Here is a 25,026-nt window from a genome sequence, read left to right on the forward strand (position 1 = left end):
CTCTTACTCGGGCTCCGCGACCGCTTCGCGCCCGTCGCGGGCGCTCGACATGGGCAGCAGGATTCGGAAGGCGGTGCGGCGGGGGGCGGGATCGCACTCGACGATGCCCCCATGGTCGCCGACGATCTTGGCGACCAATGCAAGTCCGAGGCCGGAGCCTTGCGCCTTCGTCGTCACGAACGGATCGAACAGGTCCGGCAGCAGGTCTGGCGAGATGCCGGGGCCGTTGTCGCGCACCGCCACCTCGATCGGCAGGCTGACGCGCTCGCGCGAGCCCGGGACCTGGAGGCGCAGGCCGGTGCGGAAGGCGGTCGACAGGGTGATCTCGCCGTCGACCGCGTCGGCGCCGATCGCTTCCGCCGCGTTCTTCACGAGGTTCAGGATCACCTGGACCAGCTGGTCGCGGTTGCCGAGCACCGGCGGCAGCGACGGGTCGTAGGTCTCGACGAAGCGGATGTGGCGCCCGAAGCCGGATTGCGCCGAGCGCTTCACCTGGTCGAGCACCCCGTGGACGTTGACCGGGCCGCGCTCGACCGGCCGCTCGTCGCCGAACAGCTCCATCCGCTCGACGATCCGCACGATCCGGTCGGTCTCCTCGCAGATCAGGCTGGTCAGCACCCGGTCCTCCTCGGGCCCGGACTGCTCGAGCAGCTGGGCCGCGCCGCGGATGCCGGCGAGCGGGTTCTTGATCTCGTGTGCGAGCATCGCGCCGAGCGCCACCATCGAGCGCGCCGCGCCGCGATGCGTCAGCTGGCGGTTCATCTTGTCGGCGATGGTGCGCTCCTGGAGCATCAGCACCACCGCCTCGGCGTCGTCCCCGAGCGAGGTCGCGAACACGTCGACGCTGCGCTCGGCGCCCGAGCGCGGCTGGGTCAGCTCGACCCGGTACTCGCTGACGCTGGAGCCTCGGCGGCGCACCTCCGCCACCAGCGCGATGATCGGCGAGGCGAAGGGGATGATGTCGCGGAGCCGACGCCGCTGCATCAGCCGGGCGGAGTAGTCGAAGAACGCCTCGGCCGCGTGGTTGCAGTGCATGATGCGATCGTCCGCGCCGATGGTCAGCACCGGCAGCGGCAAGGCGTTGATCACGGCCTCCGCGCTCGGCATGCCGCGCGGTCTCGCCGCAAGGTCCTTGCTCGAAGCCTCATGGCCGACCGGCACGGCTTCGCCCCTACTTTCCCCGTCGCTCATGCGGCCTCCGCGATCGCCGGGGCGGCCTCGAAAGCGGCCCGCAGGAGCCGATCCGCCACCTCCGGGTCGGTGGTGGTCAGGAGCCGCGTGCGCTCGGATGCGCCGAGGCCGCCGGCGGCCTCGGCATAGGCCGCCAGGTGCTTGCGGGCGTGACGCACCCCCATGTGTGGGCCGTAGAGCGCAATGAGCCCAGCGTAGTGCGACGCCGCCAGCGCCGCCCGCTCCGTCCGCGAGAGCGACGGCACCGGGCGCCCGGCCAGGCCCGCGGCGATGGCGCCGACGAGCCACGGCCGCCCGACGGCCGCGCGGCCGACCATGATGCCGGCGGCACCCGAGGCCGTCAGGCACGCCCTGGCGGTGGCCAGGTCCGTCACGTCGCCGTTGGCGATGACGGGGATCGACACCGCGGACACGACCGCGCGAATCGCCGCCCAATCGGCGTTGCCCTTGTAGAATTGCTGGCGGGTGCGGCCGTGCACGGTCACCGCGTTCAGCCCCAGCGCCTGCGCCCGGCGGGCGAGGTCCGCGGCGTTCAGGCTCTGGTGGTCCCAGCCGAGACGCATCTTGACCGTCACCGGGATCGACACCGCCTCGCGGACCGCCGCAAGCAGGCGGCCGGCGTGGTCGAGGTCGCGCATCAGCGCCGAGCCGGAGGCGATGCCGGTGACGACCTTGGCCGGGCAGCCCATGTTGACGTCGATCACGTCCGCGCCGTTCGCCTCGGCGATCCGCGCGGCCTCCGCCATCGGCTCGGGCGCGCAGCCGGCGAGCTGGACGATGTGGGGCGCGATGCCCGAGCCCTCCGCGCGAAGCCGCGCCTCCTCCGACCCGCGGGCGAACTCGGCGGCCGCGACCATCTCCGACACCACCGCGCTCGCGCCGGCGCCTTGAGCGATCCGGCGCATGTGCAGGTCGGTGACGCCCGACAGCGGCGCCAGCAGCACCACTGGGTCGACCGAGCGCTCCCCTCGCAGGACGCTCAAATAATGATCAGCCATCATTCTGCACAACAAATAGACAAAAGCGGTTCGATGCAAGCCCCAAGGCGGGGGTCGGGCGGGGAACCGCGCGATTTGATTTCGCTTCATCCCCCGCTTAAACGACAGGCAGATTTTTGAGGACCCGGACCGGCCGCATGGCAGGCGGTCGCGGCCACGGCACGACGGAACCCCAGCCATGTCCGAACCTGGATCGAGCGTCGCCGCCGTCGTCGTGGCGGCCGGTCGCGGCATCCGCATCGGCGGCGGGATGCCCAAGCAATACCGCCGCGTCGGCGGGCAGGCGGTCCTCACCCGCACCCTCGACGCCCTCGGGGGCGATCCCGTCATCGGCCGCATCCAGGTGGTGATCGCGGCCGACGCGGCGGCGTTCTTCGAGACCTGCCGCGCCGAGCTGTCGCCCGCCGTCGCCGACAAGCTGCTGCCGCCGGTCGAGGGCGGCGCGACCCGGCAGGATTCGGTCCGGGCCGGCCTCGAGGCGCTCGCCGCGGCCGGGGCCCCGGACGTCGTCCTCGTCCACGACGCGGCCCGGCCTTTCGTCGATTCCGAGCTGATCGCGCGCGCGGTCGCCGCCGGCCGCGACCACGGCGCTGCGGTGCCGGGCGTGGCGGTCGCCGACACGATCAAGCTCGTCGAGGACCGGGACGCCATCGGGCGCGTGCGCGAGACCCCGGCCCGCGAGAATCTGCGCGCGGTGCAGACGCCGCAGGCCTTCGCCTTCGGCCTGCTGCGCGCTGCGCACCGGGCCGCGGCCGAGGAAGGCCTCCACGCCTTCACCGACGACGGGGCACTGGCCGAATGGGCCGGGCACGCCGTCGTGGTGTTCGCCGGCGACCTGCGCAACCGCAAGATCACCCAACCCGCCGACCTGATCGAGGCCGACCGGGCCTTCGCCGGCCCGTCCGCCACGGGCTCGGGCGCGGAGACCGCCAAGGACATTGCCATGACCACCTACGTGACCCGCCTCGGCACCGGCTTCGACGTGCACGCCTTCACCGAGGGCGACCACGTCTGGCTCGGCGGCGTGAAGATCCCGGCCGACCGCGGCGTGCTCGCCCATTCCGACGGCGACGTCGCCCTGCACGCGCTGACCGACGCCCTGCTCGGCGCCATCGCCGACGGCGACATCGGCACGCATTTCCCGCCCTCCGACGAGCAGTGGCGCGGCGCGTCCTCGGACAGGTTCCTCGCCCACGCCTGCACGCTGGTCCGTGCGCGCGGCGGCCGCATCGACCACCTCGACATCACGGTGCTGGCGGAAGCCCCCCGCATCGGCGCCCACCGCGAGGCGATCCGCGCGCGCATCGCCGAGATCTGCGCCGTGCCGCTCACCGCGGTGTCGATCAAGGCGACGACGACGGAGAAGCTCGGCTTCGTCGGCCGCGCGGAAGGCCTCGCCGCCCAGGCCGCCGCCACGGTGCGGCTGCCGGAGGACGCGGAGGCCGACCCCGTCGACGCCCAGGCCGAGACGGCCATGCGCCAGGGCTGACGGCCTCGGGCCGGCACCGCCGGACTTCCTCATCCCGATGATCCGGTGCAGGATGCGGAAATGACGGATCTTCTCGAACAGGCGGTCGCCGCGGCCCGGGGCTTGGCCCCCGACCGGCAGGACGACATCGCCCGCATAGTCCTGAGGATCGCCGAGGAGGCGCGACGGCCGGCCGCCCTGACCGCCGAGGACGAAGCGTCGTTCGCGATCTCCCGCTCCCAGTCCGCCCGCGGCGAGTTCGCCACCGACGACGTGGTGCGGGCGGTCTGGGCGAAGCACGGCTTGTGAAGCTTCGCTTTACGCCTGCGGCCCTCGCGGAACTTGACGATACGCTAAGCTACGTCCGCGCGCTCGCCGCATGGCGCCGATCGGGTCCAGGCACGGCTGCGCGCCACGTTGGACCTGTTGTTGCTTCATCCCGAGTCTGAACGCGGCACGCGCCTGCCCGGGCTGCGCTGGATCGCAGCCAACCCGTATCCGTACGTCGTCTTCTATGAAGTCTCGGGCGATACCATCGTCGTCATCGCGATCCGCCACGCCGCCCGCGATCCCGATTCGATGCCGGACGGCGAGGAGACCTGAGCGATGTTCGACGACGCCCTCCTGGCCCGCGCCACGGCTCTGGTCGCGGCCTACGCCAAGGCCGGCACCCGAATCGCGACGGCGGAATCCTGCACCGGAGGCCTCGTCGCCGGCCTGCTGACCGCGGTGCCCGGCTCGTCGGCGGTGGTCGAGCGCGGCTTCGTCACCTACTCGAACGAGGCGAAATCCGAGGCGATCGGGGTGCCCGCCGAACTCATCGAGGCGCATGGGGCGGTCAGCGAGGCCGTCGCCCGCGCGATGGCGGACGGCGCGCTCGCGGCCTCGCGGGCCGACGTGGCGGTGGCGATCACCGGGATCGCCGGGCCCGGCGGCGGAAGCGCGGCCAAGCCCGTCGGCCTCGTGCATTTCGGCCTGGCGACAAGAGGTGGCGTACACCACCTGGAGCGGCGCTACGGCGACCTCGGCCGCGCCGAAATCCGACGCCGCGCGGTGCTGGACGCGCTGGACCTACTGGAATCGGCGCTCTGAAGCTGAGCCGCGCGGTTCAGCGACGAGACGAGCTGGACCAACCCTCGCGGAAGCGACGCGCCCCAAACCGCCTGAACCGCCCTCAGGCGGTGCCGTAGACCCGGTCCGCCCGGCTCTCGAAGGCGTCGGTGAACTTGCGGAAGGCGCGGTCGAACATCGTGCCCATCAGCAGGCCGAGGGCGAAGCTCTTAAATTCGTAGGTGATAAAGAAGTCGACGTCGCAACCGCCGTCGCGGCCGGGCTTGAACGCCCAGCGGTTCTCGAGGTGCCGGAACGGGCCGTCGATGTACTCGGCGGTGATCTTGAGGTCCGCGGGGGCGAGGCCGACGCGGGTGGTGAAGCGCTCGCGGATCGCCTTGTAGCCGACGCCCATCTCAGCCACGAGCACCTCCGTCCCCTCCCCGGTTCCAGGCTGGCGCCGCAGCACGCGCAGCGATTCGCACAGCGGCAGGAACTCGGGGTAATGCTCCACGTCGGCGACGAGGTCGTACATCTGCTGGGGCGAGTGACGCACCCAGCGGGTGATCCGGAAGGACGGCATCGACGGCTCAGGCTGTGAAGGGGGCGGAGGCGAGAGCTCCCGCGGGCATCAGCGCGCCGCCCCGCTGCGCGGTTCCCTCGGACGAGGTCCGCACCATCGCCGCAGCCGCCTCCGCCGGCACGCCGAGCCGCGCGTTGCGGGCGGCCCGCAGCTTCGAAAAATCCTCGCCGGCATGGTGCGACGAGCGGGTCAGCGGCGTCGCCGAGACCAGCAGGAAGCCCTTGGCGTAGGCGGTGGTCTCGAAGGCCTTGAACTCGTCGGGTGGCACGAAGCGGATCACCTCGTGGTGCTTCTTGGTCGGCTGCAGGTACTGGCCGATGGTGAGGAAGTCGACGTCGGCCGAGCGCAGGTCGTCCATCAGCTGCACGACCTCGTTCCGCTCCTCGCCGAGGCCGACCATGATGCCGGACTTGGTGAAGATCGACGCGTCGAGCTCCTTGACCCGCTGGAGCAGGCGCACCGAGTGGAAGTAGCGGGCGCCGGGTCGGACCGTGAGGTAGTTGCCGGGCACCGTCTCGAGGTTGTGGTTGAACACGTCGGGCCGCGCCGCGACCACGGTCTCCAGCGCGCCGTCCTTGCGCAGGAAGTCCGGCGTCAGGATCTCGATCGTGGTGCCGGGGCTGAGCCGGCGGATCGCCGCGATGGTGCGGGCGAAGTGCTCGGCCCCGCCGTCGGCGAGGTCGTCGCGGTCGACGGAGGTGATGACGACGTGGTGCAGGCCGAGCTTGGCCACCGAGTCGCCGATCTTCTCCGGCTCGTCGGCGTCGAGGGCGCCCGGCAGGCCGGTGCGCACGTTGCAGAAGGCGCAGGCCCGCGTGCAGGTGTCGCCCATGATCATGAAGGTGGCGTGCCGCTTCTCCCAGCATTCGCCGATGTTGGGGCAGCCGGCCTCCTCGCAGACCGTCACGAGGCCGTGCTCGCGCACGATCGCGCGGGTCTCGGCCCAGGCGGGGGACCCCGGCGCCTTCACGCGGATCCAGTCCGGCTTGCGCAGATGCACCGGCTGGTCCGGCCGGTGCGCCTTCTCCGGGTGGCGGATGCGGGGCGCGAGCGGCGGCCGCGGATCGTTCTTCAGCAGATCGAGGACGGTCGCCATGCCACACCGCGTGCGAGGCACCCGCGGCGCGGGCATCGAGGGAGAGCTTCGACTTAAGGCGTCCGGACCCGTGCCGCAAACCGCCGCGACCGCAGGTCGCCCACGAACCCGAGACAGGGCTTGCGGATTCGTCACGGCGGACCGGCCCGCGCGATCGGCCGCAACCGGCCGCCGGAACCCGGCGGGACCGATCCGGTTCCCTCGGTTTCCAGCCGTACGCGGCCCGCATCGAAGGACGATCGCTTGACCCGGATCCTGCGCCTCGCGCTCGCCGCGCCCCTGTCGCTCGCGCTCGGCGCACACTTTGCGCTCGGCGCCTCTGTCGCCCTCGCCGCCCCCGGCCCGGAGGACAAGCCGGCGCAGAGCGACGGGCTGGTGGTGCCGGGCACCGGACCGGGCACTAGCGCGGGCGGCGGCCCTTCCGACGTCGGGATCAAGCGCGCCGGATCGAAGGCGGATGCCGAGGGCCGCAACAAGCTCGTGCCCGCCGGCTTCCTCACCACCGACGTGATCGGCATCAAGGTCTCGGACAATGCCGGCAACGCGCTCGGCACCGTCGTCGACCTGGTGATGGAGGACGGGCGCACTCTGACGGCGGTGGTGCTCGACATCGGCGGCTTCCTCGGCGTCGGCACGCGCTACGTCGCGGTGCAGCCGGCCGCCCTGATCCTGTCGCCGGGCGGCGACCGCTACGCCGCCACGCTGGACATGAGCAAGGAACAGCTCGGGGCCGCGCCGGATTTCAAGTACAGCAAGTACAAGCCCCAAAACTGACGCCTCGTCAGGTGGTTGCTGTCGGTTCCGGAGCTTAGGAGCCGGCCGATCCCGGCCCTGCTAGGGCGCCGAAATCCGCCTTCAAGAATGTCGCTTACGGTCAAGCTTGGCTATGACGCCGTCCACGGGATTCTCGGTGGGAACGGTGATGGTCGAGGCCTTGCGGAAGGCGATCCGGTTGCGCGCGACGCGGCGCTCGCGCGACCTGCGGATCGGCACCAGCGGCTGCGCCCGCACGCCGCCGGCCGGCATCGCCGACCGCGCCGCGCCCTCCGCCCACAGCCTCACGGCCCGCGAGCTGATCGCGATGGCGCAGGCCGCGCGCCGGACGCGGAGCCCGGAGACGCGAGAGGACTGAGGTGTCGTAGAGCATGTTCGGTGATCTCTGGATCACCGAACATGCTCTATCTTGTTGTGTGGTCGCATTTTCCTCACGCGAGCCGGCATCCACCTCGCTCAAAAATGCTCTAGCCGCCGCCCGGGGCAGCGCCGAGGCCCGCCACCTGGCAGATGTCGCGGGCGGGTTCGGCCAGCACCGTCTGGGCGGCCGCGACTTCAGGTTGCGCGGGCGCAGACGCGGCGAGGGGCTGGGCGGCGGGGATCGCCTCGGCCGGGATTGTCTCGGCAAAGGCCATCGCCGTCGGGGCGGGAGGCGGCGTCTGGCTTGGGCTACCGGCCTTGCGCTTCTCGTAGAAGGCGTTGCCGCCGGCCACCGCCACGTAGTGCATGTTGTCGTAGGGGTATTTCCGGCCTGCGGTGTGGAAGTACATCGCCCGGCCGACCTTGGGATGGCGTTCGCCGGCCAGGATCGCGTCCGCCGCGTCGGCGACCTTCGACAGATCCTTCTCCGCCATCGGCTTCGTCAGCACGCCGGCCGCGAATTGCCGTGGCTGGCCGACCACCGAGCAGATTCCGCCGTTCGGGAAGGCGGCGTTCTCCAGGCGGTTCATCACCACCGTCCCGACCGCGAGAAGGCCCTCGGGGTCGCTGCGGTTCGATTCGAAGTACATCGCGCGGCCGAGGCAGTCGCGCTCCGCGTCCGACACCACCATCGGCTTGCCGTGCGTCGCGCCGGTGACGAGGGCGGTGTTCGCGCTGGTGTTGCAGGCGCCGAGGCTCGGTCCGAGCAGCAGGACCGACAGGGCCGGCACCGTCCATCTCGCCCGAACACCCTGCATGCCGTCCCGCCTCCCAGCCCGTCGCCCCGCCGATGCGACGCGTTCCGGCCAAGCTCTGTCCGAAAGGCGCGGATTTTGTGGCGCCCGGATTTTTCGGCGTGGTGGTGAACCGACGGTTGCATCAGCGCGGCTGGGCTTGCGCCTTCAGCATCGCCGCGGCGGCTTCGCGGAACGCGGCGGTCGGCACGGCGACGGACGGGGCTCGCCCCTCCTCCGGGTTGCCCGCCACGAGCACGCCGACCACCACGGGGCGTCCGCCTTCGACCTGCAGCAGCGCCGAGCCGGATTCGCCGGGCACCGCGCGGCAATCGTGCAGCAGCAGCGGCGCCGGCCCAGGGTTTCGCCACGCGCTGCAATGCCCCTGCGCGGTCATCAGCTGCGGCTTCAGCCGGCTGTAGCCCGCCCGCCGGATCTCGCGGCGGATCGCGGCCGGGTCGGCGTCGGGGGCTGCATCCTCCAGCGTCAGCGGCGTACCGGGGATCGGCTCGACGAGCTCCACGAGGGCCCAGTCGGCCTGCATGTTCGGTTGCGCGGTGCCGTAGGCGTAGGCGTAGTCGTCCGGCTTGCGGTAGGCGGCGGCCAGGCTGTGGGCGCGGTAGGTGCCCTGGCGATAGCCGGCCACGAAGTGGACCACGCCAGGGTTGACCCAGCGCTTGCGCGGTTCGTCCCACAGGCAGTGGGCGGCGGTGAGCGCGAGCCGCGGCCCGATCAGGGTCGCGGTGCAGGATTGCAGGCGGTTGGTGCCGAGCACCACGTTGAGCTTGCCGATCGCGCTGTAGGGCCAGGCCTCCGCCTCGATGGCAATGTCCTCAGCGCGCGCGGCGCCGGCCCACAGGCCCGCGCAGAAAAGGACGAGGGCGCGCTCCGGCCTCAACCCGCCACGTGGCGGGCGAACGACGCGAGATCGATGTTGCCGCCGCTGATCACCACGCCGACGCGCTTGCCCCGCACGTCGAGGCGGCCGTGCATCACCGCCGCGGCCGCGAGGCAGCCGGTCGGCTCGACGACGAGCTTCATGCGCTCGGCGAAGAAGCGCATCGTGGCGACGAGCTCGTCGTCCGTCACAGTGACGATGTCGGCGACGCGCTCCTGAATGATCGGGAAGGTCATCGATCCGAGGAACGTGGTCTGCGCGCCGTCGGCGATGGTCCGCGGCACCGGGATCGTCACGATCCGCCCCGCGCGGAACGATTGCTGTCCGTCGTCGCCGGCCTCCGGCTCGACGCCGACGACCAAACAGCCCGGCGCGCGCTCGGCGGCGACCAGCGCGCAGCCCGACAGCATGCCGCCGCCGCCGAGGCAGACGACGAGCATGTCGAGCGGCCCGGTCTCTTCGATCAACTCGAGGGCCAGCGTCCCCTGGCCGGCGATCACGTCCGGATGGTCGTAGGGCGGGATCAGGGTTAGGCCACGCGCCTCCGCCAACGTCCGCCCGAGGGCGACGCGATCCTGGGTGTAGCGGTCGTAGCGCACCACCTCGGCGCCGTAGCCCTGGGTCGCCGCGACCTTCATCGCCGGCGCGTCCTCCGGCATCACGATGGTGGCCGGCACGTTCAGGATGCGGCTCGCCAGGGCGATCGCCTGGGCGTGGTTGCCCGAGGAATAGGCGATGACGCCGCGCGCCCGCGCGTCTTCGTCGAGCGCCGCGATCGCGTTGTAGGCGCCGCGGAACTTGAAGGCGCCGGCCCGCTGCAGGTTCTCCGCCTTGAAGAACAGGCTCGCCCCGGTGCGTTCGTCGGCGGTGCGCGAGGTCAGCACCGGGGTGCGGTGCGCCACGCCGGCGATGCGCTCGGCGGCGCGCGCCACGTCGGCGAAGGTCGGCAGGCGCTGGGTCGCATCGGTCATCGGCGGCTCGCTGGGGCGCCCGCACCGCTCGCGCCCCGGGCGCGACCCTTCGGCGAGGGAGCCTCGGCCACATCCTATACGCGCTGCCAGGCGGCTCCGGCACCCTCGGCGCGATCGGAGCCAATCGGCCGCTCGGCTCTTATCTCCCGGTCAGCCCGGTTGGTTGGGCTTGGTGGCTTGCTAAACAGGGATTCACGGGACCATGCGGACAGGTACGAAGATCGGGCTCGGGGCGCTGGCGGTCCTTCTCCTCGGCGGTGCGGCCTTCGTGCGCTTCGCGGTCTATCCCGAGAGCGCGTCGCTCCAGCTCGCCGACGGCCAGGGGGCGAGCCCGACCCTGCCCGCTCCGAACGCCACGCCGCTGCCCACCGTCAACATCGCGCCGGCCGCGGGCTGGGCGAAGGGTGCGAAGCCCGCGCCTGCCTCCGGCCTGTCGGTCGCCGCCTTCGCCGAGGGGCTCGACCACCCGCGCTGGCTCTACACGCTGCCGAACGGCGACGTGCTGGTTGCCGAGAGCAACACGCCGCCCTCCGACGGGAAATTCCCCGGCGTGAAGGCCTGGATCGCCGGGAAGATCATGGATCGGGCGGGCGCGGGCGTGAAGAGCCCGGACCGGATCACGCTGCTGCGCGACGCCGACGGGGACGGCGTCGCCGAGGTGAAGACGGTCTACCTCAAGAACCTGACCTCGCCGTTCGGCATGGCGCTCGTCGGCAACGATCTCTACGTCGCCAACGCCGACGCCCTGGTGCGGGTGCCCTACGAGGCGGGCAAGACCGAGAACGGCGCGACTCCGGAGAAGGTCGTCGACCTGCCGGCCGGGATCAACCACCACTGGACCAAGAACGTCGTCGCGAGCCCTGACGGTACCCGCCTGTTCGTCACCGTCGGCTCGAACAGCAACGTCGCCGAGAACGGGCTCGAGGCCGAGAAGGGCCGCGCCGCGATCTGGGAATACACTCTCGCAACCAAGACCTTCCGCGAATTCGCCACCGGCCTGCGCAACCCGAACGGCCTCGGCTTCGAGCCCAAGACCGGCACGCTCTGGGCCGCCGTGAACGAGCGCGACGAGATCGGCAGCGACCTCGTGCCGGACTACGTCACCTCGGTGAAGGAGGGGGGATTCTACGGCTGGCCCCACAGCTATTACGGCCAGCACGTCGACGACCGCGTCAGCCCGCAGCGGCCGGACCTCGTCGCCAAGGCGATCGTGCCTGACTACGCGCTGGGCCCCCACACCGCCTCCCTCGGCATCGCCTTCTCGCAGGGCGCGAACCTGTCGCCGGCCTGGACGAGCGGCCTGTTCGTCGCCCAGCACGGTTCGTGGAACCGGCGGCCGAAGAGCGGCTACAAGGTGATCTACGTGCCGTTCGCCGACGGCCGCCCCGCGGGCAAGCCAATCGACGTGCTCGCCGGCTTCCTCGACGCCGACGAGAAGGCGCAGGGGCGCCCGGTGGACGTGGTCTTCGACAAGACCGGGGCGCTGCTCGTCTCGGACGACGTCGGCAACGCGGTCTGGCGCGTGACGGGGGCGACCGCCTCGCAGTGAGGGCTCGCGGTCAGATGTGCGCGTACGGGTGAAGTCGAGCGTGGAGATGGTGCTGCCGCGGCCCTGACTGAGGCTGTCCCCAGCGCCTTCGGCGGCGCTGGGAACCGTTGTGATGGTGGCAGGCTTCCGGGATTGGGTCGGTGAATAACTTATGCCGCATCCGTTCATCCTGCACACAGACAGGGTATGCGATGTGCGATCACGGCCTCCGTCGCTGGAAAAACGAGCTTCCGTGAAGATCGCCCTCATCGCCCACCTGAAGTTCCCCATCGCGCAGCCGTATCCGGGCGGTCTGGAGATGCACACGCATCTCCTCGCCGGCGCCCTGAAGCGACGCGGCCACGACGTGACGCTGTTCGCGTCGGAGGGATCCGATCCGGCACTTGCGCCGGTCTACGTCTGCCAGCCCACCGGCGACGGCCTCGGCGATCCATTGCGGCATGCTTCGATCGACCGCGCCGAGAACGCGGCCTATGCGCGGATCATGGACGCGGTGCGCAACGGCGACTTCGACATCGTGCACAACAACAGTCTTCACGATCTCCCGCTGCGCCGAAGCCGAGACCTCGCGATCCCGATGGTGACGGCCCTGCACACGCCGCCGTTCGAATCCCTGGAGGCGGGCGTGCGCGCCGCGCACGCAACCATGCCCTTCGCCGCCGTCTCGAACCACACCGCCGACGCCTGGCGCGAGATCGTCGCCGAGCCGGTGGTGATCGGCAACGGCGTCGAGCTCTCGGTCTTCGTCTACTGTCCGGCGCCGGACCCGGTGCCGTACGTGTTCTGGTCCGGCCGGATCGTGCCCGAGAAAGGGCTCCATCTGGCGATCGACGCCGCACGCGCCGCCGGCCTGCCGCTGCATTTCGCCGGCCCGCGGCCGAACCCCGCCTACTGGGCCGACTGGATCGCCCCGCGGCTCGGGGACGACCTCACCGATCTCGGCCACCTCGGCCATGCCGACCTCGCGCGCCACCTCGGCGGGGCGCGGGCGGCTTTGGTGACCCCGCGCTGGGAGGAGCCGTTCGGCCTCGTGGTCGCCGAGGCGCTGGCCTGCGGCACCCCGGTCGCCGGCTTCCGCCGCGGCGCGCTGCCCGACATCCTCGACGCGTCGTGCGGCGCGCTCGCCGAGCCCGACGACGTCGCGAGCCTGTCCGACGCCATCGTCCGCGCCGTCGCCCTCGACCGCCGGGCCTGCCGCCAGCGGGCCGAGGACCTGTTCGACGCCGACGCGATGACCGCCGGCTACGAGGCGCTGTACGAGGCGGCGCTCGCCGCCCACGACCTTTCGCGCCTTCCGCCGCCGCGCCTGCGCCGCGTCGCCGGGGCCCAGGCCTGACCATGCGCCCGTCCGAACAGGCGGTCGTCTGCGTGCCCGCCCGCGACGAGGAGGTGTGCCTGCCGCGCCTCCTGCGCTCGCTCGCCGCCCAGGACGGCATCGCGGCCGACGTGCGCCTTCGCGTCCTGATCGTGGCCAACAACTGCACCGACGGCACCGTCGCCGCCGTGCGCGCGATGCAGGCCTCCGACATCGCACCCACGCTCGCGATCCGTGTCGTCGAGGCGCATCTGTCGGGTGCCGAGGCCCATGTCGGGACCGCCCGGCGGATGGCGCTGGACGCCGGTGCCGCCTGGCTCGAAGCCGACGGATGCCCCGACGGGATCCTGCTCACCACCGATGCCGACGCGCGGGTGCCGCGCGGCTGGCTCGCGGCCAACCTTCGGGCGCTCGAAGGGGCCGAGATCGTCGGCGGCCGCCTCGTGATCGACCCGGAGGACGCGATCGACCCGGCGCTCGCCGACCTGCACGCCCGGATCGAGCGCTACTGGGCCTCCGTTCGCCGGATCGAGGACGCGCTCGATCCGCCGCCGCACGATCCGGCCCCCCGGCACGGCGACCATACCGGTGCGAGCTTGGCGCTTCGGGCCGCCCTCTACCGGAGCGTCGGCGGCCTGCCGGCCCTGCCGCGCGGCGAAGACAACGCGTTGGTCGCCCGCGTCCGCGAGGCCGGCGGCCGCCTGCGCCACTGCCCCGACGTGTCGGTGATGGTCTCCGACCGCGCCGCCGGCCGGGCCCAGGGCGGCATGGCCACCGAGATGGTGCGCCGCGCCGCGACCGCACGCGCCGGACTGCCCTACCGCCTCCCCGCGCCGCGCCATTGGGAAACGGTGATCGCCCGCCGTGCCGCCCTCCGGCGCACCTGGCTCGGCCTGGAGGGCACGGCGCGCCACGCGGCCCTGGCGGCGTTCGGCCTGACCGCGGCGGACCTCGCGGCCATCGATCCCGACGCCTGCGTCAACGACATCGCCTTCGTCGAGCGGGCGAGCCCGCTTTGCGAGGCCGCCGACGGGCCTGCCCCGGAGATGGATCTCGACGACGCGCTCGCGGGCTTCGACGCGATCCTGCGCCCGAGCGCGGCGGCGTGACGCGACCAGTCGGCTACTACGTCCACCATCAGGGCGCCGGCCACTGGCAGCGGGCCTGCCTGATCGCCCGCGAGATGAAGCGGCCGTGCACGCTGATCGGCACCCTGGCCGCATTCGATCGCGGCGGCGCGCCCGGGGCCACACTCGACCTGCCCGACGACCGACTTCCGGAGGGCGGGTTCGACGGGCGCGACGGCGCGGAGACGCGCCCGGAAGCGTTCCACTACGCGCCCCTCGGTCTGCCGGGCCTGCGCAACCGGATGGCGGCGATCGCGGCCTGGATTGCGGAAGCCGACCCGGTGCTTCTGGTGGTGGACGTCTCGGTCGAGGTCGCGCTGTTCGCGCGGCTGCTGTCGGTACCGGTGCTGATGGTCCGGCTTGCCGGCACCCGCGACGACCAACCCCATCTCGAGGCCTTCCGCAGCGCCGAGCGCCTGATCGCCCCGTTTCCGAGCGTCCTCGACGGCCCGGCCCTCCCTGCCTGGGTCCGCGACAAGACGCATTACGCGGGCTTTCTCGGCGCGACCGCCCGCCCCGGCCCCGCGCCGGAGCCCGACGGCCCGATCGTCGTGGTGTTCGGCCGCGGCGGCGCGGGCGGAACCGTGGCGGCGCTCGCCGCCGCGGCGCGCGCGGTGCCGGAGCGCGCCTGGCACGTCCTCGGACCCGTGGCGGGTGCCGCCCTGCCCTCGACCCTGCCCCCCAACCTGCACCTGCACGGATGGGTCGCCGACATCGGCCCGCACCTCGCTCGCGCCGCCCTGGCCGTCGGCGGCGCCGGCGACGGCGTGGTCGCGGCGGTGGCGGCGGCGAGGCGGCGCTTCGTCTGCCTGCCCGAACCGCGGGCCTTCGGCGAGCAGACCGAGAAGGCGGCCGCGCTCGAACGTCTCGGCGCGGCCGTGGTCCGCTCGTCCTGGCCCGAGGCCGGCGAATGGCCCGCCCTGGTGAAGGCCGGCCTCGCCCTGGACCCCGCGGCGATCTCCGCCCTGCACGATCCCGACGCGGTGCCGCGCCTCGCCGCCGCGATCGAAGGCATCGCCGCCGGCCTCGAAGCGAGCTGAATCGGCGTCGGCGGGCCGAGCCTCAGAACGGCCGGTGCGCCGGCACTTGCGCGGCCGCGATCTCGGCCTCGGTCGGCTGCCGCAGAACGGTGAGTCCGCCGCCTCGGTCGGCCTCCACCAGCCCGAGTTCGGCGAAGGCGTCGAGCCAGCCGTCCATCGGCCAGATCCCGTGGCGGTCGTGGAAGCGCCGGGCGTTGGCGACGATGTCGGAGAAGTGCTGCAGCGGCGGGTCGCACGACAGGTGGTGCTGGTGGAAGGCGTGCATCCCACCCGCGAACAGCACCGGCACCCCGGCCCGCTCCGCTCGGAAGGCGAGGTCTGTGTCCTCGGCGCCGTAGCCGATGAACCCCTCATCGAAGCCGCCGACGCGGTCGTAGGTCGCCGCCCGCACCGCGAAGGCGAGCGACCAGAACAGGCCGGGCTGCGGCGCCGGGATCACGCCGGCCTCCGGGAAGAGCCGCGCGGGATGGCGGTGCCCGACCCGGTCGAGGCCGGCTTCGGTCCAGCCGTCCGCGACCGCGCCGCCGGGCAGGTAGCGGATCTCGCAGCAGATCAGCCCGTCATGCTCGGACACGGCCGCCGCGAGTCCGGAGACCAAGCCGGCGGACGGGATGCAGTCGACGTCGAGGTATACCAGGATGTCGCCGGAGGCCGCGCGGCGCCCGGCGTTGCGGGCCGCGGCGAGCGGCAGGCCGTCGAGGCTCAGGTGCGTGCGCCGGATCGGGAAGCCGAGATCGGGAAGCGTCGCCTTGTCGCCGCCCATCTCGACGACGACGGCCTCGTCCGGCGGGGCGCAGCGCCCGAGGCCTTCGAGCAGGCGCGCGAGGTGGTGCCCGCGGCCCTTGTTGAGGGTGACGACGCTGACGCTCATGCCGACGCCTCGTCCACGTGAAGCACCTCGAGGCGGTACGCGTCGGTGCGGGCCTGATGCACGACCTGGGCGAAGCGCACTTCCGCGATCAGCGCCTCGGCCGCACCGTCGCCCGAGAGCGGATAGTCTGTCTCGCCGAGCCAGTGCACCAGCACGATGTCGCCGCCGGGCAGGATCGATGCGCCGATCCGGGCCGCGATCCGGGCGATGTCCGCGCGGGTGAAGAAGTAGGCGACCTCCGAGAGCACGATCAGGTCGAACCGGCCGGACGGCCAGGCGTCCGGGATCGCGCAGGGCTCGAAGCGCACCCACGGGGTCGCGGCGTTGCGGGCGCGGGCCGCGCTCAGCGCCGTCTCGACCACGTCGACGCCGAGCAGCGTTTCGCAGCGCGGCGCCAGACGTTGCGTCAAGACGCCGATCGAGCAGCCGATTTCGAGGCCCGACGCGTAGCGGTCGCGCGGGAGCGCGGCGAGCGTCGCCGCGTACTTGGCCGCCTCGTAGGCGCTGGTGGTGAAGCCCCATGGGTCGGGATCGGGGTCGGCTCCGTAGAGCCCGGCGAAGTAGTCCGGCGTCAGCGAGGCGTCGCGGCGGGTCATGCTGCCAGGTCCACGAAGCGCTCGTAGGGGCCGCACAGGCGATCGACCATATCCTCCGAGAGTCGGAAGCCCTCGGGATCGTCGGCGATCAGTCCGGTCGTCTGCGAGGCGTGGGCCGCCACCGCGCGGCGCTTGGCGGCGCGGTGGGTCGACACGTCGAGCCGGAACCCGGTCGGCGCCGGCCCGACCTCGCGCTCCGGTGGCAGGGTCCAGCCCCAGACCGGGTAGGCGTAGGCGCGGATGCCGGGAAGCATCGGGCGGGCGAGCCCGACGATGTCGGCCGCCGCGGTGTGATCGCAATGCGGGTCGTGCCGCCAGGTGACGAACACTGCGTCGGCCCCGCTTGCGCTGACGGCGTCCGCGACCGTCTCGGCTGCGGCCTGCGCCGTCGCGCCGGCGCTCGGCACGTGCGCGTCGGGCAGGCGCAGGAAGGTGACATGCTCCGGTGCCAGCCCGAGCTCGGCCACCGCCCGGCGGGTCTCCTCCTCGCGCAAGCCGCGCAGCCGCTCGGGCGGGTACAGGTGGGAGTTCGGATGCGAGCCGCAGCCGTCGCTGACCACGACGAGCCGCACCGGCAGGTCGCGCGCCCGCGCCTCGGCGATCAGCCCGCCGCAGCCGAGGCTCTCGTCGTCGGGATGGGGCGCCACCACGACGAGGCCGCGCGTCGCCATCGCCGACAGGTCGGCGACGGGAAGGCTGTCGAGCAGGGGCAGGAAGGCGTCGGCGCGCATGAAGTCGTCTTCTCGGGTCGGTCGGCGTCAGGCCGGTTCGGAATCGTGCCAGAGCGCGTGGACCGGGGCCTCGGACTCGGCGACGTAGGTCGCCGCGCCGGCAAGCGCCCCGTCGGGGGCCGGCTGGCGCAGATAGGTCGCGAGGTCGCGCGCCAGCCGCTCGAGCGGGTGGGCCTCGAGGAAGCCGGAGAGCCCGACGGAGCGCTGGGCCAGCTCGATCGCGTCGAGGCCGGCCCGCTCGACCGCGCCGCGGGCGAGGGCGACGTAGGCGACTGCGCGGTCGCCCGAGACGGGCTCGGCGGTGGCCATGTGGCCGGCGCGCTCGACGAACAGGCGCGCGGTCTCGGCGGCGGTAGCCGCCTGTCCGAGGCGGGCGCGCTGGTGCGGGTCGGCGCCGCGCCCGGTGGCCGCCAGATGGCCGCGATGTGCCTCCAGCACCGCTTCGATCCCGCCGCACTGCACCGCGAGGAAGCGCCAGGCGCCGGCCGCGAAGAACGGCTGGCGGTAGTAGTCGTCCGGCGCGCCGACCCGGTCCAGGGGGTTGACCCGCAGGCCCGTGAAGTCGACCGTCCCGGTGGCCGAGGCCCGCATCCCGTGCGCGCGCCAGCCGGACAGGTCGGCGCGGGATTCCGGATCGAGTGGCACCACGAGCATCTGGCGGCGCCCGTCGGGCAACCGCGCCGTCACCAGCGGCCGCGTCACGTATCCGGCCCCGGACGCGTAGGACTTCGCGCCGGTGAGCACCGGGTCCGCCTCGGGGCCGATCGCGAGGCCGCCCGGCTCCGCCGGCTCGGTGTTCCACACGCCGAACAGGTGTCCGGCGCGGGCGTCGGCCGCGAGCCGGGCGCGCACCGGGTCGCTGCCGTAGCGCAGCACCAGCGCCAGCGCGTTGACGTGGCCCTCGTAGATCCGGCCGACCGCGAGGTTGCCGCGGCCGATCCCGCGCAGCACGTCGCGCAGGCGCTCGGTGCCCGCGGGCGTGCACAGGCCCGCCCCGCCCAGCGCCTCGGGCAGCGGCGCGGCGAGCAGGCCGGCCCCGCGCAAGGCCGCCATCGCCTCCACCGGGAAGCTGTCGTGGCGATCGGGGGCCGGCGCGCGCGCCACAGCGGAGGCGGCGAGCTCGGCGAGGCCCACGGGACGCGCGTTTACCTGGGCGATGGGGAAGGGAATCGTCATGTTCGGGTCCGCAGGATGCAGCGTGCGCGTGAACGCGCCATGTACGGACGCGCGTCGGACCAATCAGCCCCGCGGTTCGTCGTTCCGGTGCGCCCTGCGGCTTGACCGTCGCACCAGCATGATCCTTGCTCCCCCACGAACCGATGCTTGAAACGGGCGCTTCGGGCCGCCGGCATGCGAGAGGGACCATCGTGCTCCTGACCCCCCGCGAAAAAGACAAGCTCCTCGTGGCGATGGCCGCGCAGGTCGCGCGGAACCGCCTCGCCCGCGGCGTCAAGCTCAACCACCCGGAGGCGATCGCGCTGATCACCGACTTCGTGGTGGAGGGCGCCCGCGACGGGCGCTCGGTCGCCGAGCTGATGCAGGCGGGCGCCAACGTGCTCACCGTCGACCAGGTGATGCCGGGCATCAGTGAGATGATCCACGACATCCAAGTCGAGGCGACCTTCCCCGACGGCACCAAGCTCGTCACGGTGCACCATCCGGTGCGCGGCGTGGCCTCCCCCGACGTACCCGGCGCGATCACCACGCAGCCGGGCGAGATCGTGTTCAACGAAGGCGCCGAGCGCACCCTGGTCGAGGTCGCCAACGTCGGCGACCGACCGATCCAGGTCGGCTCGCATTACCACTTCTTCGAGGTCAACCCAGGGCTGCGCTTCGACCGCGAGAAGGCGCGCGGCCAACGCCTCGACATCGCCCCGGGCACGGCGGTGCGGTTCGAGCCGGGCTCGACGCGGGAGGTCGTGCTGGTGCCGCTGTCCGGCGGGCGGACCGTGTATGGTTTTCGCGGCGACGGGATGGGGGCGCTGTAACGGAGATCGGGTCCACCGTACGGACGGATTTGGAGATGGACGATGGGAAAGTTCGAGACGACCATGTCGATCCGCGGGGAGGTGACGGTCCCTTTCCCGGTGCGGGAAGCGCTCAAGCTTAGGCCGGGCGATACCGTGATCTTCGATCAGGACGAGGCGGGTCGCGTCCTGTTGCAGGCGCAGCCGGGCTTGGGCCGAGAACGGGCTGTGACGCCGAGCGACCTGTCTTCGATGCCGTCGATCGGCATTGCCGCACGGCGTCGCGCCGTTGCGCATGCCGATGGCGATCCGATTGGAGATTACCTCGTTTCCGAGGACGAGCGGACGAAGACTCGCGCATGATCGGCGTCGATACGAACGTCCTGCTTCGCCATACCCTGCAGGACGACGCGGTACAGGCCCCGATAGGGACCGCCTTCCTGCTCGCTGCCGAACGGCTGGCAGAGCCTGCCCTGGTGAATCCCGTGGTGCTGATCGAGTTCGTTTGGACGTTGATGCGCCGGGAAGGATTCACGAAATCCGATCTCCTCGCGCTCATGGACGTGCTCGCGGCATCCCCGCACGTCGTGTTCACCGATCGGGCCGCGATCTGCGCAGCGATTGCCGACTGGCGGATCGGACGAGCCGACTTCCCAGATTACCTGATCGGGCATCTGAACCGCCTCGCAGGTGCTTCCACCACCGTGACGTTCGATGTCGACGCCGCCGCAGAGCCGGCATTTTCGCTTCTGACGTCCTGAACGGACACGGAGAGCCGTCTTGGCCAACATGCCCCCCCGCGCCGCCCTCCCCCGTGCCGCCTACGCCGACATGTTCGGGCCGACCACCGGCGACCGCATCCGGCTCGCCGACACCTGCCTGGAAATCGAGGTCGAGCGCGACCTCACCACCTATGGCGAGGAGGTGAAGTTCGGCGGCGGCAAGGTGATCCGCGACGGCATGGGACAGAGCCAGGTCACCAACGCCGGCGGCGCGGTCGACACGGTGATCACCAACGCGGTCGTCCTCGACCACTGGGGCGTGATCAAGTGCGACGTCGGGATCGTGAAGGGCCGCATCGTCCGGCTCGGGAAGGCCGGCAACCCGGACATCCAGCCGGGCGTCGACATCGTCGTCGGGCCGGGCACCGAGGTCATCGCCGGCGAGGGCAAGATCCTCACCGCCGGCGGCTTCGACAGCCACATCCACTTCATCTGCCCGCAGCAGATCGACGAGGCCCTGTGCTCGGGCATCACCACGATGCTCGGCGGCGGCACCGGGCCGGCGCACGGCACCTTCGCTACCACCTGCACCCCCGGCCCCTGGCACATCGCCCGGATGATCGAGGCGGCCGACAGCTTCCCGATGAACCTGGCCTTCGCGGGCAAGGGCAACGCCTCGCGCCCCGAGGCGCTCGTCGAGATGGTGCGGGCCGGCGCCTGCGCGCTGAAGCTCCACGAGGATTGGGGCACCACGCCGAAAGCGATCGACACCTGCCTGACGGTCGCCGACGAGCACGACGTGCAGGTGATGATCCACACCGACACCTTGAACGAGTCCGGCTTCGTCGAGGACACGATCGCGGCGTTTGCCGGCCGAACGATCCACGCCTTCCACACCGAGGGCGCCGGCGGCGGGCACGCGCCCGACATCATCAAGGTGGCCGGGCTCCCCTACGTCCTCCCGTCGTCCACGAATCCGACGCGGCCCTATACGAAGAACACCATCGACGAGCATCTCGACATGCTGATGGTGTGCCACCACCTCGACCCGTCGATCCCCGAAGACCTCGCCTTCGCCGAGAGCCGCATCCGCAAGGAGACGATCGCCGCCGAGGACATCCTGCACGACATCGGCGCGCTCTCGATGATGTCGTCGGACAGCCAGGCGATGGGCCGGGTCGGCGAGGTCGCGATCCGCACCTGGCAGACGGCGGACAAGATGAAGCGCCAGCGCGGCGCCCTGCCCGGCGACGGGAGCGGCAACGACAACCTGCGGGCGCGGCGCTACATCGCCAAGTACACGATCAACCCGGCGATCGCGCACGGCGTCTCGGCCCATATCGGCTCGGTGGAGCCCGGCAAGCTCGCCGACCTCGTGCTGTGGTCGCCGGCCTTCTTCGGGGTGAAGCCCGATCTCGTGATCAAGGGCGGCATGATCGCGGTGGCGCCGATGGGCGACCCCAACGCCTCGATTCCGACGCCGCAGCCGGTGCATTACCGCCCGATGTTCGGCGCCTTCGGCCGCGCGCCGTTCTCCACGGCGCTGACCTTCGTCTCGAAGGTGGCGATCGAGGACGGCCTGCGCGAGCGCCTGGGCGTCCAGAAGCAGCTCGTCGCGGTGGAGAACGTGCGCGGCGGCATCTCGAAGAAGAGCATGATCCTCAACGACGCGACGCCCGAGATCGAAGTCGACCCCGAGACCTACGACGTGCGTGCCGACGGCGAGCTGCTGGTCTGCGAGCCGGCGGACGTGCTGCCGATGGCGCAGCGGTATTTCCTATTCTGAGGTAGGATGGGAGCGTTCGAGGAGAGCCACGATGTCGAACGCCGCGCTGAAGCCGCCGCCAGTTGCCGATCCGTATGAGACGGACTTCTACCTCTGGACGCAGGCCCAGGCCGAACTGCTGCGGACCCGCCGGTTCGAAGAGCTCGACCTGGAAAACCTGATCGACGAGGTGGCGAGCGTGGGCGGCAGCGAGAGGCGCGAGATCGGAAATCGCCTCGTCGTCCTGCTGGGTCACCTCCTCAAGTGGAAATATCAGCCCGGTGCCCGCAAGAACGGGTGGACGGCGACGATCTTCGAGCAGCGCACGCAGATCGCACTGATCCTGCGGGCAAGTCCCAGCCTGAAACCACATCCGGCGAGCGTCTTCGCGGCGAGCTACCTGTCCGGCCGCCTGCTGGCGTCGAAGGAGACCGGCATCGACTTCACGCTGTTCCCAGAAGTGCCGCCGTTCACGGTCGTCCAGGCGCTCGATCTCGATTACCTGCCCAAGGAGCCCGACCTGCTGGATCAGTCCTGACCCCATGATCCGCGCCACAAGCGTCATCCGCGCCGCCGCCCTGGCCCGGGGCGAGATCGTCGACCGCATCGTCCTCGACCACGGCGACCGCCATCGCCGCCGCATGGCGATGCGCGGGGTCGGCGGGCTCGCCTTCCTGCTCGACCTGCCCGAGCCCACGGTGCTCGACGACGGGGACGCGCTGGCGCTGGAGGACGGGCGGCTGGTCTGGGTCGAGGCCGCGCCCGAGCGCCTGCTGGCGGTGCGCGCAGGCTCGGACCACGCCCTGAAGCGGCTGATCTGGCACATCGGCAACCGGCACATCCCGGCCGAGATCACGGACGACGCGGTGTTCATCGCCTACGACCACGTGCTCGCCGAGATGGTGCGGGGCTTAGGGGGCAGCGCCGAACCGGTGGAGCGCCCGTTCCGGCCGGAAGGCGGCGCCTACGCCGGCGGCCACGCCCCGGCGCATGGCCACGATGCCGGCCACCCGGGCGAGCCTGCGGGCGGCCACGCCCACCATCACGGCGACGGGCGCTACCACATCCATGATTGAACGCATCCGGCTGATGGCGTGGCTTTCGCCGACCTACCCGGTCGGCGCCTACGCCTACTCGCACGGGCTCGAATGGGCGGTGGAGGCGGGCGACGTCGCCGACGAGGCGGGCATCGCCGGCTGGCTCGGCGACGTGATGGAGCACGGCGCCGGCCGCAACGACCTGATCCTGGCAGCCCACGCCCACCGCGCCGCCGCGGCCGGAACGATGCCGGAGCTTGTCGCGATCGACGATCTCGCCCTGGCGCTGGCGCCCTCGCGCGAGCTCCACCTCGAGACGAGCCAGCAGGGCCGCAGCTTCCTCGACGCGACCCTGGCGGCGTGGCCGTGCCCACCCCTCGACGCGGTCGCCGAGGCGCTGCCGGAAGCGGTCGCCTACCCCGTCGCGGTGGGGGCTGCGGCGGCGGCGCACGGCATGGATCGGCCGGCGCTTCTGGCCGCCTACGGCCTCGCCTTCATCCAGAACCTCGTCTCGGCGGCGTTGCGCGCCGCGCCGATCGGGCAGGCCGCGGGCACCCGGATCATCGCGGCCTTGAGCCCCCGCATCGCCGCGCTCGCGGAGCAGGCCGAGGCCTGCAGCCTCGACGACCTCGGCTCGGCGACGCTTCGCCTGGATCTCGGCTCGTTCCGGCACGAGACCCAGTATTCGCGGATCTTCCGCTCGTGATCCTCTGACGGAGCTTGCCCGCATGGCATCGAACAACGGACCTCTGCGCGTCGGCATCGGCGGCCCCGTCGGCTCGGGCAAGACCGCGCTGATGGAGCAGCTCTGCAAGCGGTTCCGCGACACCTACGAGATCTGCGCGATCACCAACGACATCTACACCAAGGAGGACGCCCGCATCCTCACGGTGGCCGGCGCGCTGCCCGAGGAGCGGATCATGGGGGTCGAGACCGGCGGCTGCCCGCACACGGCGATCCGGGAGGACGCCTCGATCAACCTCGCGGCGGTGGCCGAGATGCGCCGGCGCTTTCCGAAGCTCGACCTGATCCTGATCGAGTCGGGCGGCGACAACCTCGCGGCGACCTTCTCGCCGGAGCTTGCCGACATCACGCTCTACGTCATCGACGTGGCGGGCGGCGAGAAGATCCCACGGAAAGGCGGCCCCGGCATCACCCGCTCGGACCTGCTCATCGTCAACAAGACCGATCTCGCGCCGCTGGTCGGCGCCGACCTCGGGGTGATGGAGGCGGACACCAAGCGCATGCGCGGGACGCGGCCCTACGTGTTCGCGTCCCTGCGCGAGGGCGCCGGGGCCGACGCGGTCGCGCGCTTCGTCGTCGAGGCCGGCGGCCTCGGCTAGGTCGCGCCGCGTCATACCAAATCCGGTTGATCCCTCCGGGATGGCGGATTTTACCTTCGCTCGTGCGCCGCGCGGGCTTGCCGATACGGCAGCCGCTTTAATCAAGCGGATGCCGTATCAGTGCTCGGCGTTGGCCGAGCGTGCGCGGGGCGCGGCCGTGCCGCGCGGGACGCCGCCCATCAGCGCGTCGAGCCGGCCCATGCGGGCCGAGAACTTCTGGGCGGTCTCGAAGGCGGCGCGGTCGCGCGGGGTCATCGGCTTCTGATGCGTGTCCCTGGCCTGCGCCGAGGCGATCGGCAGGGCCACGAGCACGAGGGCGGCGATGCGCAGGGACGAGGTCATGACCACCACTCCATGCCGGATGCGGCGCGCCTTGCGCGGACGCAGGCTGGGCTTCGGCAGGATTTCAACGTAGGGGTGAAACTGCGGCCAAGCTGTGCGCTGGCGCACCGCTTTGGCCGGCTGTCCGCGCCTCGACAGCCGGAACGATCGATGCGAGGTTCGCAAGGTCAACGGGTTGCGCGCGACCGCATCGTGTCGCCGGCTTCGATGGAGTGGGCATGTCGCCGGAATTGCAGGAATCGCGTGCGGCCCTGATCCTGATCGCCGCGGTGGTCGTGTCCGTGCTGATCTTCGGGGCCGTGACGCTGTTCAGCCAGATCGGCTGACGCCCCCGCACACCCTGCCTCCCGGCGCCCGACTTCGCTGCGTCTCGGCCAGGGTACCCTTGCGGGGACCGCGAGACATCGCGATCGGCATCGCCGGGGCGGCACGACCGTG

29 protein-coding genes and 1 pseudogene are annotated in these 25,026 nt (G+C 71.9%); 18 read left to right on the top strand and 12 right to left on the bottom strand.

Going from position 1 to position 25,026, the window contains the following annotated elements; genetic code table 11:
* Window positions 1–3: 3 nt before the first annotated feature.
* Both MFF13_RS12730 and dusB read right to left on the bottom strand, forming a co-directional pair.
* A complete protein-coding gene (locus MFF13_RS12730) occupies window positions 4–1,107 on the bottom strand; it encodes a two-component system sensor histidine kinase NtrB (protein ID WP_147752054.1) in 1,104 nt (367 codons plus the stop codon).
* Between the two features lie 80 nt (window positions 1,108–1,187).
* Window positions 1,188–2,192 carry a tRNA dihydrouridine synthase DusB gene (gene dusB, locus MFF13_RS12735; RefSeq protein ID WP_147829616.1) on the bottom strand — a complete coding sequence of 335 codons (1,005 nt, stop codon included), beginning with the start codon at window positions 2,190–2,192 and terminating at the stop codon, window positions 1,188–1,190.
* Between the two features lie 175 nt (window positions 2,193–2,367).
* On the opposite strand from dusB, the gene MFF13_RS12740 reads away from it, so the two are divergent.
* The 4 genes from MFF13_RS12740 (at window position 2,368) to MFF13_RS12755 (ending at window position 4,749) form a co-directional block, all read left to right on the top strand.
* Window positions 2,368–3,678, top strand: coding sequence for a bifunctional 2-C-methyl-D-erythritol 4-phosphate cytidylyltransferase/2-C-methyl-D-erythritol 2,4-cyclodiphosphate synthase (locus MFF13_RS12740; protein WP_238272280.1), 1,311 nt, complete (start codon window positions 2,368–2,370; stop codon window positions 3,676–3,678).
* Window positions 3,679–3,738: 60 nt separating this feature from the next.
* Window positions 3,739–3,966 carry a hypothetical protein gene (locus tag MFF13_RS12745; protein ID WP_147829612.1) on the top strand — a complete coding sequence of 76 codons (228 nt, stop codon included), beginning with the start codon at window positions 3,739–3,741 and terminating at the stop codon, window positions 3,964–3,966.
* A gap of 108 nt (window positions 3,967–4,074) precedes the next feature.
* Complete coding sequence (locus MFF13_RS12750; RefSeq protein ID WP_238272281.1) at window positions 4,075–4,260, top strand: type II toxin-antitoxin system RelE/ParE family toxin; 186 nt, start codon at window positions 4,075–4,077, stop codon at window positions 4,258–4,260.
* Between the two features lie 3 nt (window positions 4,261–4,263).
* Complete coding sequence (locus MFF13_RS12755; RefSeq protein WP_147829610.1) at window positions 4,264–4,749, top strand: CinA family protein; 486 nt, start codon at window positions 4,264–4,266, stop codon at window positions 4,747–4,749.
* A gap of 82 nt (window positions 4,750–4,831) precedes the next feature.
* On the opposite strand, the gene MFF13_RS12760 is transcribed toward MFF13_RS12755, so the two are convergent.
* A complete protein-coding gene (locus MFF13_RS12760; RefSeq protein ID WP_147752042.1) occupies window positions 4,832–5,290 on the bottom strand; it encodes a type II toxin-antitoxin system RatA family toxin in 459 nt (152 codons plus the stop codon).
* Window positions 5,291–5,414: 124 nt separating this feature from the next.
* Window positions 5,415–6,386: pseudogene (gene lipA / locus MFF13_RS12765) on the bottom strand (lipoyl synthase); the annotation flags it as partial.
* Between the two features lie 243 nt (window positions 6,387–6,629).
* Between lipA and MFF13_RS12770 the strand changes: the two are divergent.
* The gene (locus tag MFF13_RS12770; RefSeq protein ID WP_187273667.1) at window positions 6,630–7,160 is read left to right on the top strand and encodes a PRC-barrel domain-containing protein; all 531 of its coding nucleotides are present in this window, start codon (window positions 6,630–6,632) and stop codon (window positions 7,158–7,160) included.
* Between the two features lie 112 nt (window positions 7,161–7,272).
* On the top strand, window positions 7,273–7,518 hold the full coding sequence (locus MFF13_RS12775; protein ID WP_147829605.1) for a hypothetical protein: 246 nt from the start codon (window positions 7,273–7,275) through the stop codon (window positions 7,516–7,518).
* Between the two features lie 109 nt (window positions 7,519–7,627).
* Here MFF13_RS12775 and MFF13_RS12780 read toward each other — a convergent pair whose 3' ends face one another.
* From MFF13_RS12780 to MFF13_RS12790, 3 genes are all read right to left on the bottom strand, one after another.
* Entirely contained in the window at window positions 7,628–8,311 is a 684-nt protein-coding gene (locus MFF13_RS12780; RefSeq protein WP_373322530.1) for a cell wall hydrolase, read from the bottom strand.
* Between the two features lie 148 nt (window positions 8,312–8,459).
* A complete protein-coding gene (locus MFF13_RS12785) occupies window positions 8,460–9,212 on the bottom strand; it encodes a trypsin-like serine peptidase (RefSeq protein ID WP_187273666.1) in 753 nt (250 codons plus the stop codon).
* A complete protein-coding gene (locus MFF13_RS12790; RefSeq protein ID WP_147829602.1) occupies window positions 9,209–10,183 on the bottom strand; it encodes a threo-3-hydroxy-L-aspartate ammonia-lyase in 975 nt (324 codons plus the stop codon). Before MFF13_RS12790 ends, MFF13_RS12785 begins: the two co-directional genes overlap by 4 nt.
* Window positions 10,184–10,385: 202 nt before the next feature.
* Between MFF13_RS12790 and MFF13_RS12795 the strand changes: the two genes are divergently transcribed.
* From MFF13_RS12795 to MFF13_RS12810, 4 genes are all read left to right on the top strand, one after another.
* Window positions 10,386–11,732 (top strand): PQQ-dependent sugar dehydrogenase, encoded by a 1,347-nt coding sequence (locus tag MFF13_RS12795; protein WP_147829600.1) that lies wholly within the window; start codon window positions 10,386–10,388, stop codon window positions 11,730–11,732.
* 232 nt (window positions 11,733–11,964) lie between these two features.
* A complete protein-coding gene (locus MFF13_RS12800) occupies window positions 11,965–13,068 on the top strand; it encodes a glycosyltransferase family 4 protein (RefSeq protein WP_147829598.1) in 1,104 nt (367 codons plus the stop codon).
* A 2-nt stretch (window positions 13,069–13,070) separates the two neighbouring features.
* Window positions 13,071–14,156, top strand: a complete 1,086-nt coding sequence (locus MFF13_RS12805; RefSeq protein WP_147829596.1) for a glycosyltransferase family 2 protein — start codon at window positions 13,071–13,073, stop codon at window positions 14,154–14,156.
* Window positions 14,153–15,214: a glycosyltransferase gene (locus MFF13_RS12810; RefSeq protein WP_147829594.1), complete on the top strand. Its 1,062-nt coding sequence runs from the start codon at window positions 14,153–14,155 to the stop codon at window positions 15,212–15,214. Before MFF13_RS12805 ends, MFF13_RS12810 begins: the two co-directional genes overlap by 4 nt.
* 22 nt (window positions 15,215–15,236) lie before the next feature.
* Here MFF13_RS12810 and MFF13_RS12815 read toward each other — a convergent pair whose 3' ends face one another.
* The 4 genes from MFF13_RS12815 to MFF13_RS12830 are packed head-to-tail and all read right to left on the bottom strand — an operon-like array spanning window position 15,237 to window position 18,588.
* Window positions 15,237–16,085 carry a glycosyltransferase family 2 protein gene (locus tag MFF13_RS12815; RefSeq protein WP_147829592.1) on the bottom strand — a complete coding sequence of 283 codons (849 nt, stop codon included), beginning with the start codon at window positions 16,083–16,085 and terminating at the stop codon, window positions 15,237–15,239.
* Window positions 16,082–16,681 carry a class I SAM-dependent DNA methyltransferase gene (locus MFF13_RS12820; RefSeq protein ID WP_147829590.1) on the bottom strand — a complete coding sequence of 200 codons (600 nt, stop codon included), beginning with the start codon at window positions 16,679–16,681 and terminating at the stop codon, window positions 16,082–16,084. Before MFF13_RS12820 ends, MFF13_RS12815 begins: the two co-directional genes overlap by 4 nt.
* Window positions 16,678–17,412, bottom strand: coding sequence for a PIG-L deacetylase family protein (locus MFF13_RS12825; protein WP_147829588.1), 735 nt, complete (start codon window positions 17,410–17,412; stop codon window positions 16,678–16,680). The genes MFF13_RS12820 and MFF13_RS12825 overlap by 4 nt, the downstream gene beginning before the upstream one ends.
* A 27-nt stretch (window positions 17,413–17,439) precedes the next feature.
* Window positions 17,440–18,588 carry an acyl-CoA dehydrogenase family protein gene (locus MFF13_RS12830; RefSeq protein ID WP_147829586.1) on the bottom strand — a complete coding sequence of 383 codons (1,149 nt, stop codon included), beginning with the start codon at window positions 18,586–18,588 and terminating at the stop codon, window positions 17,440–17,442.
* 191 nt (window positions 18,589–18,779) lie between these two features.
* Here MFF13_RS12830 and MFF13_RS12835 point away from each other — a divergent pair, with 191 nt between their 5' ends.
* Genes MFF13_RS12835 through ureG form a run of 8 tightly spaced genes read left to right on the top strand, consistent with a single transcriptional unit; the run spans window position 18,780 to window position 24,246 of the window.
* On the top strand, window positions 18,780–19,400 hold the full coding sequence (locus tag MFF13_RS12835; protein ID WP_147829584.1) for an urease subunit gamma: 621 nt from the start codon (window positions 18,780–18,782) through the stop codon (window positions 19,398–19,400).
* Between the two features lie 42 nt (window positions 19,401–19,442).
* On the top strand, window positions 19,443–19,742 hold the full coding sequence (locus MFF13_RS12840; protein WP_238272282.1) for an AbrB/MazE/SpoVT family DNA-binding domain-containing protein: 300 nt from the start codon (window positions 19,443–19,445) through the stop codon (window positions 19,740–19,742).
* Window positions 19,739–20,140 carry a type II toxin-antitoxin system VapC family toxin gene (locus tag MFF13_RS12845; protein ID WP_147829582.1) on the top strand — a complete coding sequence of 134 codons (402 nt, stop codon included), beginning with the start codon at window positions 19,739–19,741 and terminating at the stop codon, window positions 20,138–20,140. The genes MFF13_RS12840 and MFF13_RS12845 overlap by 4 nt, the downstream gene beginning before the upstream one ends.
* Before the next feature lie 28 nt (window positions 20,141–20,168).
* Window positions 20,169–21,887, top strand: a complete 1,719-nt coding sequence (gene ureC, locus MFF13_RS12850) for an urease subunit alpha (RefSeq protein ID WP_187273668.1) — start codon at window positions 20,169–20,171, stop codon at window positions 21,885–21,887.
* Between the two features lie 31 nt (window positions 21,888–21,918).
* Window positions 21,919–22,404: a DUF29 domain-containing protein gene (locus MFF13_RS12855; RefSeq protein WP_147829578.1), complete on the top strand. Its 486-nt coding sequence runs from the start codon at window positions 21,919–21,921 to the stop codon at window positions 22,402–22,404.
* Window positions 22,405–22,408: 4 nt separating this feature from the next.
* Window positions 22,409–22,942, top strand: coding sequence for an urease accessory protein UreE (locus MFF13_RS12860; protein WP_147829576.1), 534 nt, complete (start codon window positions 22,409–22,411; stop codon window positions 22,940–22,942).
* The gene (locus MFF13_RS12865) at window positions 22,935–23,609 is read left to right on the top strand and encodes an urease accessory protein UreF (protein ID WP_147829574.1); all 675 of its coding nucleotides are present in this window, start codon (window positions 22,935–22,937) and stop codon (window positions 23,607–23,609) included. The genes MFF13_RS12860 and MFF13_RS12865 overlap by 8 nt, the downstream gene beginning before the upstream one ends.
* A gap of 22 nt (window positions 23,610–23,631) precedes the next feature.
* Window positions 23,632–24,246 carry an urease accessory protein UreG gene (ureG, locus tag MFF13_RS12870; protein WP_147751441.1) on the top strand — a complete coding sequence of 205 codons (615 nt, stop codon included), beginning with the start codon at window positions 23,632–23,634 and terminating at the stop codon, window positions 24,244–24,246.
* 117 nt (window positions 24,247–24,363) lie between these two features.
* On the opposite strand, the gene MFF13_RS12875 is transcribed toward ureG, so the two are convergent.
* Window positions 24,364–24,588, bottom strand: a complete 225-nt coding sequence (locus MFF13_RS12875; RefSeq protein WP_147751440.1) for a hypothetical protein — start codon at window positions 24,586–24,588, stop codon at window positions 24,364–24,366.
* Window positions 24,589–25,026 lie beyond the last annotated feature (438 nt).

The organism is Methylobacterium cerastii, from assembly GCF_022179125.1.
Taxonomy (GTDB): Bacteria; Pseudomonadota; Alphaproteobacteria; order Rhizobiales; family Beijerinckiaceae; genus Methylobacterium; species Methylobacterium cerastii.

Bases quoted from the DNA above. Each gene is read 5' to 3' on its own strand.
- MFF13_RS12730 (WP_147752054.1), bottom strand. From the start codon at position 1,107: ATGCCGAGCGCGGAGGCCGTGATCAACGCCTTGCCGCTGCCGGTGCTG.
- dusB (WP_147829616.1), bottom strand. From the start codon at position 2,192: ATGATGGCTGATCATTATTTGAGCGTCCTGCGAGGGGAGCGCTCGGTC.
- MFF13_RS12740 (WP_238272280.1), top strand. From the start codon at position 2,368: ATGTCCGAACCTGGATCGAGCGTCGCCGCCGTCGTCGTGGCGGCCGGT.
- MFF13_RS12745 (WP_147829612.1), top strand. From the start codon at position 3,739: ATGACGGATCTTCTCGAACAGGCGGTCGCCGCGGCCCGGGGCTTGGCC.
- MFF13_RS12755 (WP_147829610.1), top strand. From the start codon at position 4,264: ATGTTCGACGACGCCCTCCTGGCCCGCGCCACGGCTCTGGTCGCGGCC.
- MFF13_RS12760 (WP_147752042.1), bottom strand. From the start codon at position 5,290: ATGCCGTCCTTCCGGATCACCCGCTGGGTGCGTCACTCGCCCCAGCAG.
- MFF13_RS12775 (WP_147829605.1), top strand. From the start codon at position 7,273: ATGACGCCGTCCACGGGATTCTCGGTGGGAACGGTGATGGTCGAGGCC.
- MFF13_RS12790 (WP_147829602.1), bottom strand. From the start codon at position 10,183: ATGACCGATGCGACCCAGCGCCTGCCGACCTTCGCCGACGTGGCGCGC.
- MFF13_RS12795 (WP_147829600.1), top strand. From the start codon at position 10,386: ATGCGGACAGGTACGAAGATCGGGCTCGGGGCGCTGGCGGTCCTTCTC.
- MFF13_RS12805 (WP_147829596.1), top strand. From the start codon at position 13,071: ATGCGCCCGTCCGAACAGGCGGTCGTCTGCGTGCCCGCCCGCGACGAG.
- MFF13_RS12815 (WP_147829592.1), bottom strand. From the start codon at position 16,085: ATGAGCGTCAGCGTCGTCACCCTCAACAAGGGCCGCGGGCACCACCTC.
- MFF13_RS12820 (WP_147829590.1), bottom strand. From the start codon at position 16,681: ATGACCCGCCGCGACGCCTCGCTGACGCCGGACTACTTCGCCGGGCTC.
- MFF13_RS12825 (WP_147829588.1), bottom strand. From the start codon at position 17,412: ATGCGCGCCGACGCCTTCCTGCCCCTGCTCGACAGCCTTCCCGTCGCC.
- MFF13_RS12830 (WP_147829586.1), bottom strand. From the start codon at position 18,588: ATGACGATTCCCTTCCCCATCGCCCAGGTAAACGCGCGTCCCGTGGGC.
- MFF13_RS12840 (WP_238272282.1), top strand. From the start codon at position 19,443: ATGGGAAAGTTCGAGACGACCATGTCGATCCGCGGGGAGGTGACGGTC.
- MFF13_RS12845 (WP_147829582.1), top strand. From the start codon at position 19,739: ATGATCGGCGTCGATACGAACGTCCTGCTTCGCCATACCCTGCAGGAC.
- ureC (WP_187273668.1), top strand. From the start codon at position 20,169: ATGCCCCCCCGCGCCGCCCTCCCCCGTGCCGCCTACGCCGACATGTTC.
- MFF13_RS12855 (WP_147829578.1), top strand. From the start codon at position 21,919: ATGTCGAACGCCGCGCTGAAGCCGCCGCCAGTTGCCGATCCGTATGAG.
- MFF13_RS12860 (WP_147829576.1), top strand. From the start codon at position 22,409: ATGATCCGCGCCACAAGCGTCATCCGCGCCGCCGCCCTGGCCCGGGGC.
- MFF13_RS12865 (WP_147829574.1), top strand. From the start codon at position 22,935: ATGATTGAACGCATCCGGCTGATGGCGTGGCTTTCGCCGACCTACCCG.
- ureG (WP_147751441.1), top strand. From the start codon at position 23,632: ATGGCATCGAACAACGGACCTCTGCGCGTCGGCATCGGCGGCCCCGTC.
- MFF13_RS12875 (WP_147751440.1), bottom strand. From the start codon at position 24,588: ATGACCTCGTCCCTGCGCATCGCCGCCCTCGTGCTCGTGGCCCTGCCG.